This is a genomic window from Nonomuraea roseoviolacea subsp. carminata (genome assembly GCF_024172185.1).
Classification (GTDB): domain Bacteria; phylum Actinomycetota; class Actinomycetes; order Streptosporangiales; family Streptosporangiaceae; genus Nonomuraea; species Nonomuraea roseoviolacea.
The window spans coordinates 6,827,499-6,841,235 of sequence record NZ_JAMZEC010000001.1 but is presented as its reverse complement, the minus strand read 5'-3'; the positions used below and the strand labels follow the sequence as shown (position 1 = coordinate 6,841,235).

General features: G+C 74.4%; 14 protein-coding genes. 5 read left to right on the top strand and 9 right to left on the bottom strand.

The window, feature by feature from the left end; all coding sequences use genetic code 11:
- Positions 1-28: 28 nt before the first annotated feature.
- From HD595_RS31630 to HD595_RS31620, 3 genes are read right to left on the bottom strand one after another with little or no spacing between them, the layout of a single operon-like run.
- The gene (locus HD595_RS31630; protein ID WP_253775387.1) at positions 29-1,138 is read right to left on the bottom strand and encodes an ATP-binding protein; all 1,110 of its coding nucleotides are present in this window, start codon (positions 1,136-1,138) and stop codon (positions 29-31) included.
- Complete coding sequence (locus tag HD595_RS31625; RefSeq protein ID WP_253775385.1) at positions 1,135-2,757, bottom strand: DUF5691 domain-containing protein; 1,623 nt, start codon at positions 2,755-2,757, stop codon at positions 1,135-1,137. The genes HD595_RS31630 and HD595_RS31625 overlap by 4 nt, the downstream gene beginning before the upstream one ends.
- Complete coding sequence (locus HD595_RS31620) at positions 2,754-4,277, bottom strand: SWIM zinc finger family protein (protein WP_253775383.1); 1,524 nt, start codon at positions 4,275-4,277, stop codon at positions 2,754-2,756. The genes HD595_RS31625 and HD595_RS31620 overlap by 4 nt, the downstream gene beginning before the upstream one ends.
- 80 nt (positions 4,278-4,357) lie before the next feature.
- Between HD595_RS31620 and HD595_RS31615 the strand changes: the two genes are divergently transcribed.
- The gene (locus HD595_RS31615) at positions 4,358-4,903 is read left to right on the top strand and encodes a cupin domain-containing protein (protein ID WP_308211279.1); all 546 of its coding nucleotides are present in this window, start codon (positions 4,358-4,360) and stop codon (positions 4,901-4,903) included.
- 179 nt (positions 4,904-5,082) lie between these two features.
- The gene (ligD, locus tag HD595_RS31610) at positions 5,083-6,084 is read left to right on the top strand and encodes a non-homologous end-joining DNA ligase (RefSeq protein WP_253775381.1); all 1,002 of its coding nucleotides are present in this window, start codon (positions 5,083-5,085) and stop codon (positions 6,082-6,084) included.
- Between the two features lie 3 nt (positions 6,085-6,087).
- Here the strand turns inward: ligD and HD595_RS31605 are convergent, their stop codons facing one another.
- Positions 6,088-6,588, bottom strand: coding sequence for an Lrp/AsnC family transcriptional regulator (locus tag HD595_RS31605; RefSeq protein ID WP_253775379.1), 501 nt, complete (start codon positions 6,586-6,588; stop codon positions 6,088-6,090).
- A 94-nt stretch (positions 6,589-6,682) separates the two neighbouring features.
- Between HD595_RS31605 and HD595_RS31600 the strand changes: the two genes are divergently transcribed.
- Both HD595_RS31600 and HD595_RS31595 read left to right on the top strand, forming a co-directional pair.
- A complete protein-coding gene (locus tag HD595_RS31600) occupies positions 6,683-7,567 on the top strand; it encodes an LLM class flavin-dependent oxidoreductase (RefSeq protein ID WP_253775378.1) in 885 nt (294 codons plus the stop codon).
- Positions 7,564-7,989: a nucleoside deaminase gene (locus HD595_RS31595; protein WP_253775377.1), complete on the top strand. Its 426-nt coding sequence runs from the start codon at positions 7,564-7,566 to the stop codon at positions 7,987-7,989. Before HD595_RS31600 ends, HD595_RS31595 begins: the two co-directional genes overlap by 4 nt.
- Before the next feature lie 20 nt (positions 7,990-8,009).
- Here HD595_RS31595 and HD595_RS31590 read toward each other — a convergent pair whose 3' ends face one another.
- The 4 genes from HD595_RS31590 to HD595_RS31575 form a co-directional block, all read right to left on the bottom strand.
- Positions 8,010-8,870 carry an alpha/beta fold hydrolase gene (locus HD595_RS31590; RefSeq protein ID WP_253775375.1) on the bottom strand — a complete coding sequence of 287 codons (861 nt, stop codon included), beginning with the start codon at positions 8,868-8,870 and terminating at the stop codon, positions 8,010-8,012.
- Between the two features lie 80 nt (positions 8,871-8,950).
- Complete coding sequence (locus HD595_RS31585; protein ID WP_253775373.1) at positions 8,951-9,970, bottom strand: cytochrome d ubiquinol oxidase subunit II; 1,020 nt, start codon at positions 9,968-9,970, stop codon at positions 8,951-8,953.
- A gap of 2 nt (positions 9,971-9,972) precedes the next feature.
- Positions 9,973-11,343, bottom strand: coding sequence for a cytochrome ubiquinol oxidase subunit I (locus HD595_RS31580; RefSeq protein WP_253775371.1), 1,371 nt, complete (start codon positions 11,341-11,343; stop codon positions 9,973-9,975).
- Positions 11,344-11,504: 161 nt separating this feature from the next.
- The gene (locus HD595_RS31575) at positions 11,505-11,912 is read right to left on the bottom strand and encodes a cytidine deaminase family protein (RefSeq protein WP_253775369.1); all 408 of its coding nucleotides are present in this window, start codon (positions 11,910-11,912) and stop codon (positions 11,505-11,507) included.
- A gap of 156 nt (positions 11,913-12,068) precedes the next feature.
- Here HD595_RS31575 and HD595_RS31570 point away from each other — a divergent pair, with 156 nt between their 5' ends.
- Positions 12,069-12,614, top strand: a complete 546-nt coding sequence (locus HD595_RS31570; protein WP_253775367.1) for an AAA family ATPase — start codon at positions 12,069-12,071, stop codon at positions 12,612-12,614.
- A 47-nt stretch (positions 12,615-12,661) separates the two neighbouring features.
- Here HD595_RS31570 and HD595_RS31565 read toward each other — a convergent pair whose 3' ends face one another.
- Positions 12,662-13,480 carry an alpha/beta fold hydrolase gene (locus HD595_RS31565; RefSeq protein ID WP_253775365.1) on the bottom strand — a complete coding sequence of 273 codons (819 nt, stop codon included), beginning with the start codon at positions 13,478-13,480 and terminating at the stop codon, positions 12,662-12,664.
- Positions 13,481-13,737: the final 257 nt, after the last annotated feature.

Genomic DNA, 13,737 nt, shown 5'->3' with positions numbered 1-13,737 from the left:
CAGGATGAGCCGCGCCGGACGGGACGGGTCAGGAGACGTCGCGGCAGGCGCGGTAGAAGTCCTGCCAGCCCGGACGCTCACGGACGACCGTCTCCAGGTACTCCCGCCACGCCACCCGGTCCGACACCGGCTCCTGCACCACGGCCCCGACGATGCCCGCCGCCACGTCGGCCGGCCGCAGCACCCCGTCGCCGAAGTGGGCGGCCAGCGCGATCCCGCTGGTGAGCACCGAGATGGCCTCGGCCGTGGACAGCGTGCCGCTGGGCGACTTCACCCGGGTGCGGCCGTCCTCGGTCACCCCCGAGCGCAGCTCCCTGAACACCGTCACCACGCGCCGGATCTCCTCCAGCCCCGTGCCCGTGCCCGGCAGCTCCAGCGACCGGCCGAGCTGGTCGACGCGCCGCGCGACGATGTCCACCTCCTCCTCGGCCGTCGCCGGCACGGGCAGCACGACCGTGTTGAAGCGGCGGCGCAACGCGCTGGACAGGTCGTTGACGCCCTTGTCACGGTCGTTGGCCGTGGCGATGAGGTTGAAGCCGCGCCGCGCCTGCACCTCCCGGCCCAGCTCGGGGATGGGCAGCGTCTTCTCCGACAGGACGGTGATCAGCGCGTCCTGCACGTCGGACGGCATGCGGGTGAGCTCCTCGACCCGGGTCACGCGCCCCTCGGCCATGGCCCGCATCACCGGCGACGGGGTCAGCGCCTCGATCGACGGGCCCTCGGCCAGCAGCCGCGCGTAGTTCCAGCCGTACCGCACGGCCTCCTCGGCGGTGCCGGCGGTGCCCTGCACGAGCAGCGTCGAGTCGCCGCTGATCGCGGCGGCCAGGTGCTCCGACAGCCAGGTCTTGGCCGTGCCCGGCACGCCGAGCAGCAGGAGCGCGCGGTCGGTGGCGAGCGTGGCGACGGCCACCTCGACCACCCGGCGGGCGCCCACGTACTTCGGCGTGACGCGGTCGCCGTCGCCGAGGATGTAGGTGGTGACGGCCCACGGCGACAGCTTCCAGCCGGGCGGCCGGGGCCGGTCGTCCTCCTTGGCGAGCAGGTGCAGCTCCTCGGCGTACTGCTCCTCCGCGTGGGGACGCAGCACCTCGGCGTCGCTCCCCTGGCGGGGGCTGCTCACCGGGCTGAGGTCGTTCACGAGAGCTCCTCCATCATGTCGGCGCGGAACCGCAGCAGGGCGGCGACCTGCTGCACCGCCGGCTCGGTCGAGTAACGGGCGGCCGGCTCGGCCAGCACGGGGGCGACGCGCTCGCCGGCGAGCTTGACCAGCTCGCCGAGGTTCCAGGGCTGGGTGCCGGCCACCTTGACGATCTTGGCGAGGACGGCCGTGGCCAGCTCCTCGCGCCACTGCGGGGAGACGCCGCCCAACACCATGATCAACTGGCTGTCGAGATCGTGCTCCCGCACGAACGCCGCCGCGAGCACCTGCTGCTCCTCCGGCGGCAGCACGGTCAGCAGGTCGGCGATCGGGTCCCAGGCGAACATCGCCCGCGCCCACCGCGGGTCGCGCTGCAACAGGGCGGCCCGCACCCAGGCGGTCTTCACCTCGGCGTCCCAGTCGGGGATGCGCAGCGCCAGCAGCGGCGCCGGGTCGGGGCCCCAGATCTCCAGCGGGGCGCGGGCGATGACCTGCTGGAGCCACCAGGCCCGCTCGCCAATGCCGCGGGGCGGCTTGACCTTGACGCCGTCGCGCTCCATCGCCCGGTCGCACTCCCGGGGCGGCTCCACGCGCATGACGTCGGCGGCGATGGTGAAGCAGGCGCGGGCCCGCTCGGCCATCCGCCCGGACAGGCGGGAGCCGGGCAGCCGGGCCAGCAGGTTGGCGGCCTGCTGGCGGACCTCGCGGCGGCGGTCGTCCAGGGCGTTCTCCAGGAACGGCTCGTCGGCCATGGACAACCCGTCGGCCAGCACCGTCACGAACTCCGCCCGGTCGTCCGGCGTCTCGCTCGCCCACGTGCTCTCCAGCAGCAGCCGCGCCGCCCCGGGATCGCCGGCCCTGAGCCGCCGCAGGTAGGCGCGGCGGTCGGCGGGGCTGCCCAGCTCCCACGTCTCGCCGGTCGGCTCCTCCAGCAGGTACGCCCAGGAGGGGTTGAGCGCGGCCAGCCAGCGGCCGCGCCGCCCGGCGAGCACGCCGAGGTGGGCGCGCATGGAGTGGTCGCGGCGGCCGCGGTCGAGCAGCTCGGGCAGCACGTACGGGGGGACCCGGCGGCCGGTCGCCGCCGCGGCGGCCAGCCACTCGGGCAGCAGCCGCTCGTGCTCGCCGCCGAGGATCCGCGCCAGCCTCTCCGCGGCGCGACGGCCGACGGCCTCCTGCTCCTCCTCGTCCGCGATCCCCCCTTCCACGGACCCGGCCCGCACGGCCCGGCTCTCACCAGCGCCGCCCGACTCGGCCCCGCTCCCGGCAGCGCCAACCGGCGCTGTCCTGCTCTCCGTCGCGTCGCCCGTTGCCCTCCCGCCCTCCGTCGCGTCGCCCGTTGCCCTCCGGCCCTCCGCCGCGTCGCCCGCCTCCGCCCGGCCCTCCGCCGCGTCGCCCGCCTCCGCCCGGCCCTCAGCGGTGTCGCTCGACTCCGGCTCGGGCAGCTCGGAGGCGTCGGGGCCGGGCGCTCCGGGGCGCCCGCCGTCGGCGGGCGGCGGAGCGAGGCGGCGGCCGGCCCGGCGGCGGGCGACCTCCACGGCCGCGTCGGCCAGCAGGTCTCCGTTGTACGGCCGGCGGTCCGTGCCGACCAGGGCCGTGGAGGCGAGATCGTCCCAGCTCACAGGATCACCACCGTGCCGTCGTCGGCCCACGTGGTCAGGGGCCGCAGGCCGTGGGGCGTCCACTCGGCGGCGACCGTGACCGGCCGCCCGCCGGAGACCGCGATCAGCCGCCACGGGTCGTACGCGCTGCGGTGCAGCGGGAACCCGCCGAGCCCCGTGCGCCCGGGGACGACGCCGGCCAGCACGAGCGGCCAGGAGTCGGTCCACGGGTCGGCGGCGAGGGCGGCGGCCACCTCGTCCATCGCCTCCTCCGGCGTCACCCCCGGCGGCTCCCCCATCGGCGACGCGAGCGTGGTCGCGGTGACCGGCAGGGCGCGGAGGGGGGCGGCGCCCGGGTAGAAGGCCAGGTCGGCGTCCACGGTGGCGCCCGTGACGAACGACGGGTCGAGGGCCTGGCCCTGCGGGGCGAACGAGAGCACCAGCGCGGGACGCCCGGTGTCGCGCCCCCGCAGCCACACCCGGCGGGAGGTCAGCCGCTCCTGCACCTCGTCGCGCCGCCCCAGCACGTCCCACCGGTCGCGGACGGCCGGGCCGGCCAGCACCTCCTCGCGCATGACCGGGAATCCGACCCGTGACAGGACCGTCTGCGCCAGCGGCGCGAACAGGTGGGCGCGGCGGCGGTAGGCCACCGCCAGCAGGTCGATCAGCGCGTACTCGGCCAGCAGCCGCTCCGGCCAGTCGTCGGCCGCCCGCGCCTCGCGCAGGCGGGACACCGTGCTCGCGACCCCGGGAGCCTGGGCGTCGACGAGCCGTTTGGCCAGGTCGTCCCAGGCGCCGTCGCCGGCCGTCGCCAGCCCCTGGCGGATCTGGTCGGCGAGCCAGCGCTCCAGCTCGGCCAGCCCGGCGGTCACGCGCGCGTGCCGGGCCGACTCGGTCGCCGCGCTCCGCGCGCCCGCCCGGCCGCCGGTCGCCGCGCCCGGCCGCGACTGCCGCGCGGACTCGCTCGCGCCGGAGCGGGCAGCGCCCCGGGCGCGGCGGGCGAGCCAGTCGGCGACCCACGGCGGCGGCGCGGCGGCGGGCACGTCGCCGGCCGACCAGACGAGCAGCAGGCCGAGCGCGTGCTTGCACGGGGCCTTCCGGCTGGGGCAGCCGCACCGGTAGGCGGGGCCGTCGAGATCGACGCAGGTCTGGTACGGCGTCGCCCCGCTGCCCTCGCACTCGCCGAACAGCACGACCCCCCGACGCGGCCCGGCGACGGGCGCGTCAGCGGGAGACATCGCGGGCACGGCAGTGGGAGACGCCGCAGACAGGGCAACGGGGGGCGCGGCAGGCAGGGCAGCGGGAGACGCCGCGGGTACGTCGGCGGGAGACGCGGCGGCGGGAGACCCGGCGGGCACGGCGACGGGAGACGCCGCGGGCAGGGCGGCGGGAGACGCGGCGGGCACGGCGGCGGGAGGCGCGGCCGTCGCGACCCCGAGCAGCGGCCACGCCTCAGCCCGCGCCACGCCCTGGGCGGCCTTGCGGGACGGCGCGTCGGGGGCGAGGGCGAGCACCTGGTCTCGGCTCCACCGTTCGATCACCTTGGCACACTAGCCACTCCGGCTGACATTTCCAGCCCTCATTGACACCCTAGTCAGAGCCTCGGCCGTAGACTCGGCCCGTGCAGCTGACGATCTATCCCGACGGCCCGTCCATCGAGGTCGCCGACGAGGCGGAAGCCCTGGCCAGCGGCCTGGAAGGGCAGCTCGTCCTGGACGGTGCGCGGTTCCTGCGCCGTGACGTCCACGGGGCGCCGGTCGGCTTCGAGGAGCGCCCGCCGATCGCCCGCGCCCTCGACCTGCTGCCTCACCCCGAGGGCGGCTGGTACCGGCAGACCTGGCGGTCGCCGGTGGAGTTCCGGCCCGACGGCTACCCCGGCCCGCGCGCCAGCGCCACGGGCATCTACTTCCTGCTCCAGCCGGGCGAGGAGTCGGTCCCGCACCGCGTCCGGTCGGACGAGGTGTGGCTGTGGCATCGGGGCGGGCCGCTGACGCTCACGGTGGGCGACGAGACCGTCGTGCTCGGGCCGCTGGTGGAGGAGGGGCAGGTGCCGCAGGCCGTGGTCCCGGGCGGGGCCTGGCAGGCGGCGCGGCCGGCCGGGGACGAGGCCGTGCTGGTGAGCTGCGTGGTGTCGCCGGGCTTCGACTTCGCCGACTTCTCCACCTGAGCGCCTGTTCTTCCCACCTGAGCGCCTGTTCTTCCCACCTGGGCGCCCGCTCTTCCCGCCTGCTCTTCTCCATCTGGGCGCCCGTTCTTCCCCGCCTGAGCGCCTGTTTTGCCGGGACTTGACCTGCCCTGTACCCGCGCGCGACCGTAGCCGCCCGGCGGGCGGGAAGGCCATCGGTCATGGGGCGACTGCCCACGTACCGGCCGATGCTCGCCCAGCTCGGCCCCCTGCCGCCGCCCGCGCAGCGGGAGCTGTGGTCGGCGGAGATGAAGTGGGACGGCGTGCGCGGTCTGGCGTACGTCGAGGCGGGGGCGCTGCGCCTGATGTCGCGCAACGGCCGCGACGTCACGCTCGCCTACCCGGAGCTGTACCCGATGGCCGGGGCCGTGGGCGGGAAGGACGTCGTGCTCGACGGGGAGATCGTCGCGTTCGACGAGAGCGGGCTGCCCAGCTTCGCCGCCCTGGCCCTGCGGATGCACCAGCGCCGGCCCATGAGGATCGCCGAGCTGGTCAAGACCGTCCCCGTCACGTACATGGTCTTCGACGTCCTGCACGTCGGCGACCACAGCACGGTCCGGCTGCCGTACGACGAGCGGCGCGAGCTGCTGGAGGGGCTGGTGCGGCCGGGCTTCCGGTGGCAGACGCCGGTGGCGTTCCTCGGCGACCCGCGCGCGGCGCTGCAGGCCAGCCACCGGCTCGGGCTGGAGGGGGTGGTGGTCAAGCGCCGCGACTCGCCGTACCGGCCGGGCCGGCGCGGTCCGGAGTGGACGAAGGTGAAGAACTTCTCCAGCCTGGAGGTGGTGGTCGGCGGCTGGAAGCCGGGCGCGGGGCGGCGCGCCGGGGGGATCGGGTCGCTGCTGCTCGGCGCGTACGACCCGGGAGGCCGGCTGCTGTACGTGGGGCACGTCGGCACGGGCTTCACCGACGCCATGCTGGAGGCGCTGCGCGCGGAGCTGGCGCCGCTGGAGCGGCCCACGTCGCCGTTCGGGCTTCCGGTGCCGCGCGAGTTCGCCCGCGACGCCCGCTGGGTGGAGCCGCGGCTGGTCGGCGAGGTGCGGTACGCGGACGTGACCGGCGACGGGCGGCTGCGTCACCCTTCGTGGCGCGGCCTGCGCCCGGACCGCGCGCCCGAGGAGGTGCGGACCGAGGGGCTCGGACGCGCCGGCACGCAGGCGGGATGAGCCTCAGGGCGCGAGGGGCGCGGACGGCGCTGAGGGTGCTGAGGGTGCGGACGGCGACGAGGGCGAGGACGGCGGCCGGTAGGGCAGTGTCTGGCTGTAGACGACGTTCGTGGTGGTGCTCCCGAACTGCGCGAGCTCGTCCACGATCCGCTCCAGGTGTCCCATGGAGACGGCGGCCACCTTGAGCGTGTAGCAGTCGTCGCCGGTGGTGCGCAGGCATTCGAGGATCTCGCGGCGCTCGCCCAGCAGCCGGTGCAGCGGCTGGTGCCGGTTGCCCGGGTACTTCAGCCGCACCATCGCCAGAACGGTGTAACCCACCTTGCCCAGGTCGATCTCGGCCCGGTATCCGGTGATGACGCCCGCCGCCTCCAGCCGCCTGACCCGCTCGGTGGTCGCCGAGGCGCTGAGGCTGACGCGCCGGGCCAGCTCGGTGAGGGGGATCCGGCCGTCCCGCTGGAGCTCGGCGAGGATGGCCCAGTCGGTCGTATCGACATTATCGGTCATATCCCGAAATTACCGTTAAATCCACGGCAATGCCGCCGACAGTCGGCGACCATTCCCTTCCAGAGCGCCCGCATGGCTGGATAGCGTGGGGCGGGTGCGTATAGGAGTCAATGTCCCGAACTTCGGCCCCGGCACCGACCCCGCCACCCTGCGCCGGTGGGCTCGGACCGTCGAGGGCCTCGGCTTCGACCTGCTGATGGTCTCCGACCACGTGGTCGTGACGCCCGACGTGGCCGAGCAGTACCCTGCCCCGTTCTACGAGCCGTTCACCACGCTGTCGTGGCTGGCCGGCGTCACGGACCGCATCGGGCTCGGCACGACCGTGCTCATCGTCCCGTACCGCCACCCGCTCCTGGTCGCGCGGATGGCCGCGAACCTCCAGCGGCTCAGCGGCGGCCGGCTGGTGCTCGGCGTGGGCGTCGGGTGGGCGCGGCAGGAGTTCGCGGCGCTGGGCGTGCCGTTCGAGCGGCGCGGCAGGCTGACCGAGGAGCACCTGCTGGCGATGCGGGCCGCGTGGGAGGACGAGGACGACTACCGGGCGGGCCACATCCCGCTGTGGGTGGGCGGCAACAGCGACGCGGGCATCCGCCGGGCCGTCCGGCTCGGCGACGCCTGGCACCCGCTGCGGCGCACCGTGCCCTGGCTGCGGGAGGCGGCGGGCCGGATGGAGGCCGCCGCCGCGGAGCTGGGACGGCCCGTGCCGGCCATGGTCCCGCGTGTCCGGCTGCGGCTCACCGCCGCCCCGATCACCGGCCCGGACCGGCTCGCCGGGGAGGGCACGCTCGACCAGGTCCTCGGGGACCTGGAGGAGCTGCGGCTGCTCGGCGTGGACACCGTGGTCGTCGACCCGTTCGGCGAGGACCCGCGCGAGACCCTGCACCCCGAGGTGGCCTGGCGCGACCTCGCCGCGCTGGCCGCCGCCCGCACCACCCACTCACACCCCTCTGACCCCCTCGTACGAACGGAGAAGACAGCATGACCAGCGACGAAGAGCGTTTCCTGCGCCGGGCCATCGAGCTGGCCGCCGAGGCCCGCGAGGGCGGCGACCCGCCGTTCGGCTCGCTGCTGGTGGGCCCGGACGGCGCCGTGCTGGCCGAGGAGCGCAACACCACGGTCACCGGCGGCGACATCACCGCCCACCCTGAGCTGAAGCTGGCCCGCTGGGCGGCCCGCGAGCTCACCCCGGACGCCGCGGCGGCCACCACCATGTTCACGAGCTGCCAGCCGTGCGGCATGTGCACGGGCGCTATCGAGCGCTCGTTCCTCGGCCGGGTGGTGTTCGCGCTGTCCGCCGAGCAACTCGGCGGCCTCAAGCCGCCGGCCACGGCCGCCGGCCCCCTCCTGGAGGGACCCGCCCTGTACGAGGAGGCGCGGGTCCCGGTGGAGGGCTACTACGTCTGACGCCCTGTCAGTCCACGGCGTCAGTCCACGGCCAGGTGGGCCTGGAGCCAGGGGCGGAGCACGGGAAGGACGGCCGGCGGCTGCATGGCGCCGGTGTGGTCGAGGCCGTCCAGCACCCGCACCTCCCAGCCGAGCGACTCCAGCTCGGCCCGCCGGTTCAGGAACGGCCCGGCGATGTCCACGCGGACGCCGCCCCACCGCTGGTCGTACTCGATCACGTCGGCGGAGCCGGCGAAGCACAGCCGCGGGCAGGTGACCCGGTCCTGGACGGCCCGGTCGTCGAATCCGCGCAGCGCCTCGTACAGGGTGACGAACTGCTTGGTCTGGTCGGGGCTCATCGTCACCTCGGCCTTCGACCAGTCCCCCGGCTCGGCGGGCTCCGCGGGCTCGGCCGGGGCGGCGGGCGGTTCGGGTGAGGACATCGCGTGGGTGGCCGTGGTGACGGCGAGCATCTCCGCGTACGGGCCGCCGATCGGCGGGTAACCGCCCATGACGAGCCCCGACAGCCGGTCGGTGCGGATGGCGAGCTGGAGGCCGCTGAGCGCCAGCCAGGAGTAGCCGTAGTACGCGAACCGCCCGGCGCCGGCGGCGTCGGCCACGGCCAGCAGGTCGGCGGCGACGTTGGCGGGGGTGAGCGTGTCGGCCTTGGGGTTGGCCAGGACGTGGTTCTCGTAGTCGAACGCGACGACGCGGAAGGCGTCGGCGAGGCCGTCGATGAGGGTGCGGCCCAGCGCCGGGTCCACGCCCCACTTGCGCATCTCCTCCGCCTTCGGGCCCTCGACGGGGCGGGGGTTGACGGGCAGGAGCACGGTGGGGCCGTCACCGCTGATCTCGACGTCGAGCGCGGCCCCGTCGTGCAGCTTGACCGTGGTGGTCGTCATCCCGTTCTCCTCTGATTCCTTATGCCGTAAAGAGTTCTCGGAAGAAGAGGATAGCTTATGGCGTAAAGAGTTGGTACGGGTCAGGTCTCCGCCTGCTCCTTGCCCGCGGTGTGCTCCCGCTGGAACGTCGCGTACAGCCACCACAGCGACGGCACCAGCAGCACCGCGCCGACCGCCAGCGCGCCGAGGCTCGCCGCCAGCACGGACGTGGTGGCCGCCGCCTCCCGCAGCGTCACGCCCGGCAGCAGCACCGGGTACTGCCCCACGCCCCACCCCCACAGCAGCCCCACGACGGCGAGCGCCGCGGTGACGCGCACCTCCCGGTAGCGGCGCAGCCACAGCAGCGGCAGCGACGCCACCCCCGCCGCCACCGACAGCACGAGGAACGGCAGCGCGCGCCCGGTGGTCAGCTCCGCGAACAGCCCCGGCGCGTCGGCGTGCAGCACCAGCAGCCCCGCCGCCGACAGCACGCCCACGACCACGCCGGTCACCAGCGCCCGCCGCCTGAACTCCTCCGCCAGGTCCGGCTGCCCGGTGCGCTCGGCGTCGCGGGTCAGGTAGCAGGCGGCCAGGTACGCGGCGGTGCCCACGGCCAGCGCGCCCGCCGTCAGCGACGTCGGGTTGGCCCAGCTCGTCACGAGGTCGCCCCGCGCGATGCCCGGCGGCACCCGGCCGGAGGCGATGGCGCCCGCCGCCGTGCCCAGGAAGAACGGCGTCACCACCGACGAGAACGCGAACGTGGCCCCGAACAGCCGCCGCTGCCAGAGCCGCGTCGACACCTTCCGGAACGCGAAGGCCGCTCCCCTGGCGATGATGCCGAGCGCCGCGAGCGTGAGCGGGATGTACAGGGTGGAGGCGACGGCCGCGAACACCGACGGGATGCCCGTCCACATCAGCACGATCACGAAGATCAGCCACACGTGGTTGGCCTCCCAGACGGGGCCGATGGAGTGCTCCACCAGCTCCCGCCGCCGGCTCCCCGTCCCGGCCCCGCCGGACAGCAGGTCCCACACGCCGCCGCCGAAGTCGGCGCCGCCGAACAGCACGTACGCGGTCAGCCCGACCCACAGCACCGCGAGCATGACCTCCGGCAGCCCCATGGTCAGACCACCTTGTAGCCGGAGACGTCGGGCTCCTGCGGCGCCACCGGCACCGGCACGTCCCGCGCCAGCCGTCTCAGCACGTACACGGTGGCGACGGTCAGCACCACGTACACCGCCGTGACCAGCGCGAAGCCGTACACCAGGCCGGGCGCCGGGTTGACGGCGTCGGCGGTGCGCAGCACGCGGAACACGATCCACGGCTGGCGCCCGACCTCGGTGACGACCCAGCCGGCCTCCAGGGCCACCACCGCCGCCACCCCCGACACCGCCGCGGCGCGCGCGAACCACACCGTGCCCGGGATGTCGCGCCGCCGCCACCACGACACCGCCAGCCACGCGGCGAGCAGCAGCAGCGCCATGCCCATGCCCACCATGATCTGGAAGCCCCAGTGGACGATGTTGACCGGCGGCCAGTCGCCGGGCGGGACCGCGTCGAGGCCCCGGACGGCGGCGTGGGGGTTCCAGTGGGCGAGCAGCGACAGCCCGTACGGGATCTCCAGGGCGTACCTCAGCTCGCCGTCGACCGCGACGCCGCCCAGGTGCAGCGGCACGTCGCGGCCCGAGGCGAACACGCCCTCCATGGCGGCCAGCTTGACCGGCTGGTAGTCGGCCACGAAGTGCGCGGCCCAGTCGCCCACGCCGATCTGGAACGGCGTGACGACCGCCGCCACGGTCATCGGCAGCAGCAGCCCGAGGCGGTGGTAGCGGTCGCGCCGGCCGCGCAGCATCGCGACGGCGTACACGCCGGCCATGCCGTACCCGGCGACCATGAACGCGGCCAGGATCATGTGCACGGTCTGCGGCGGCGTCGCCGGGTTGAACATCGCCGCCCACGGGCTCACGGCCACCACCCTGCCGTCGCGCAGCGCGAACCCGGTGGGCTGCTGCATCCAGGCGTTCGCGGTGACGACGAAGAAGGCGCTGGCCACGCCCGCCAGGACGATCGGCACGCCGGACAGCAGGTGCTTGCCGGGCGGCAGCCGCTCCCAGGCGTACAGATAGACGCCGAGGAAGATCGCCTCGATGAAGAACGCGATGCCCTCCAGCGAGAACGGCAGCCCGATGACCTCGCCGTAGGTGCCCATGAGCCCCGGCCACAGCAGGCCCATCTCGAACGACAGGATGGTGCCCGACACGGCGCCCACGGCGAACAGCACGCCCATGGCCCTGGCCCACCGCCGGGCCAGCAGCCGGTAGTGGACGTCCCCGGTGCGGTGGCCCCGCCACTCGGCCAGCAGGGTGATCGCCGGCATGCCGACCCCGAGGCAGGCCAGGACGATGTGCCAGCCGAGCGAGAGCGCCATCTGGCCGCGCGCGGCGCCCAGGTCGGCCGGGGTGGCGCCCACGGTATTGAGGAGGGGAGTGACCATGTGTCATCTCCTGTTCGGGAACCGGGACCGGGACCGGGACCGGGCCCTGACACCCCGATCCCTATCCCCCGCCTGACGGACGACACCGGCCCGCACCGCTTCTTGCCCTGCTCAGGACTGCGAGATGAGGAACACCTCGGTGTGCCCGGTGCGTTCGCGAGCTACACGGCGGCGGGCCACTCGTGGTGCGGCAGCAGTTCCCTGAGCGCGGCGGAACGGTCACGACCCAGGACGACCTCGGTGTCCAGGTTGGCCGGGTCGATCTGGCGGATGAACTCGCGGCAGCGCCCGCACGGCGGCACCACGTGGAGGACGCCCTCCTCACTGCGCCAGACCGCCACGATCCGGGCGATGCGGTACTCTCCGGCAGTGACCATGGCGGCGATGGCCGCGTGTTCCGCGCAGAAGCCCATGCCGCAGGGCGTGTCGATGCACACGCCGGAGTAGAGCTCGCCGCGGGCGGTGACCAGGATCGAGGCCACCTGGCCGGAGGCCATGTCACCGGACTCGCGCGGATTGAGCACCGCCTGGGCCGAGGCGATCAGGTCGTCGTTCGAGAGCATGGCCATGCGCCGGACGCTACCGTCCCGTCCGGCGAGACCACATCCCGTTTTCCGCCACCTTCGTCCTCGTCCGAGGCCACTTCGTCGAACCCCATGCGCGCCCCTTGGGACGCTTCGCGCCGCGTCTCACCGAAACCCGACCCCCTGGAGATGATGGCCCCCATGAGCACGCCCGACGACTTCGTCGTGATCACCGGCGGGCCCGGCGCCGGCAAGACCACGCTGATCGAGGCCCTGCGCGCCGCCGGCCACGCCCGCGTCGCCGAGGCGGGCCGGGCGATCATCCGCGACCAGGTCGCGATCGGCGGCCGGGCCCGGCACGAGGGCGACACGGCGCTGTTCGCCGAGGTCATGCTGGCCTGGGAGATGCGCTCGCACCACGAGGCGCGCGCCCTGCCCGGCCCGGTGTTCTTCGACCGGGGCGTCCCCGACCTGGTCGGCTACCACCTTCTGCTCGGCCGCCCCGTCCCGCCGCACGTGTCGGCCGCCGCCGCACTCTTCCGCTACCACCGCCGCGTGTTCGCCGCCCCGCCGTGGCCCGAGATCTACACCCACGACGCCGAACGCCGCCAGGACCTCGACGAGGCGGTGCGCACGCACGACGCCATGGTGGAGGCGTACGGGCGGCACGGGTACGAGGTGATCCCCCTCCCCAGCGCGGACGTCGCCACCCGCGTCACCTTCGTCCAGGAGCACCTGCGCTGCTGATCCGTCCAGGAGCAGTCGTGCCGCTGAGGAGCCGCGCGGGCGGTGGGTCAACGCCCCTCGATGAAGTCCAGCAGGTCGCCGTTGAGCTGGTCGCGGTGGCTGACGAACACGCCGTGACCGGCGGTCGGGTACTCGTGGTAGACGGCGCCGGGGATCATCTTGGCGGTGCGGCGGCCGGTGACGTCGATGGGCGCGGAGAAGTCGGCGGCGCCGTGGACGACCAGCGTGGGGACCTTGATCTCGGGCAGGGTGGCCCGGTGGTCGAAGCTCACCACGTTGCGCTGCGCCTGGCGCACCGCCCACGGCGAGACCTCCAGGCACTGACGCATGGTGAAGTCGACCTGCGCCGGCGAGACGTCGTTGCCCAGGTGCGTGGCGAAGAACGCCTGCGCCTGCCGGGCCAGCCACTTGGGCCGGTCGGCGTCGAGCGAGGCGATCGACGCGTCCAGCAGGGCGCCGGGGATCCCCTCGGGGTTGTCGTCGGTCTGCCGCATGAACGGCAGCATGGCCGAGATGAGCGCGATCCGCTCGATCCGCTCGTCGCCGTGCCGGTGCAGGTACCGGGCGATCTCGGCGCCGCCCATCGAGTGGCCCACGAGGATCACGTCGCGCAGGTCGAGCAGCTCGATCAGCACGGCCAGGTCGTCGGCCGCGGTGTCCATGTCGTAGCCGGTGCTGGGACGGTCGGAGCGGCCGTGCCCGCGCCGGTCCAGGGCGATGCAACGGTAACCACGGTCCACGAAGTACGGGATCTGGTACTCCCACATGTCGGAGCAGAGCATCGCGCTCGCCACGAACACGATCGGCCGGCCCTGACCGTAGTCCTCGTAGGCCAGGCGGGTGCCGTCACTCGTCTCGAAGAACATCTCATTGCCCCCAATGTCATGGTCTGGGTGGGTCTGTGGTGCTGATGAGACAAGTCTGTCGGGGCGGAGGTATGCGTGCCAATTACGTGCCAGGTAAGCGATGTGAGAGGGCGGGGGTCCTGGCGCAGGATGGCACCCCCTGGCGCCTCGCCATCGCCGGCCACCGCCTGCCCGGCAACACCCGCCTCCGTCCTCGCACCCGGTCCTGTCACGGAGACGTGGCCCGTAGCGCGGTCGAGTGCGGCATCGACCGCCTC

What these genes read in the sequence shown, in the direction of transcription:
- HD595_RS31605 (WP_253775379.1), bottom strand. Translation starts at nt 6,588, where the DNA reads ATGACCGATAATGTCGATACGACCGACTGGGCCATCCTCGCCGAGCTC.
- HD595_RS31590 (WP_253775375.1), bottom strand. Translation starts at nt 8,870, where the DNA reads ATGACGACCACCACGGTCAAGCTGCACGACGGGGCCGCGCTCGACGTC.
- HD595_RS31580 (WP_253775371.1), bottom strand. Translation starts at nt 11,343, where the DNA reads ATGGTCACTCCCCTCCTCAATACCGTGGGCGCCACCCCGGCCGACCTG.
- HD595_RS31595 (WP_253775377.1), top strand. Translation starts at nt 7,564, where the DNA reads ATGACCAGCGACGAAGAGCGTTTCCTGCGCCGGGCCATCGAGCTGGCC.
- HD595_RS31565 (WP_253775365.1), bottom strand. Translation starts at nt 13,480, where the DNA reads ATGTTCTTCGAGACGAGTGACGGCACCCGCCTGGCCTACGAGGACTAC.
- ligD (WP_253775381.1), top strand. Translation starts at nt 5,083, where the DNA reads ATGGGGCGACTGCCCACGTACCGGCCGATGCTCGCCCAGCTCGGCCCC.
- HD595_RS31585 (WP_253775373.1), bottom strand. Translation starts at nt 9,970, where the DNA reads ATGGGGCTGCCGGAGGTCATGCTCGCGGTGCTGTGGGTCGGGCTGACC.
- HD595_RS31570 (WP_253775367.1), top strand. Translation starts at nt 12,069, where the DNA reads ATGAGCACGCCCGACGACTTCGTCGTGATCACCGGCGGGCCCGGCGCC.
- HD595_RS31575 (WP_253775369.1), bottom strand. Translation starts at nt 11,912, where the DNA reads ATGGCCATGCTCTCGAACGACGACCTGATCGCCTCGGCCCAGGCGGTG.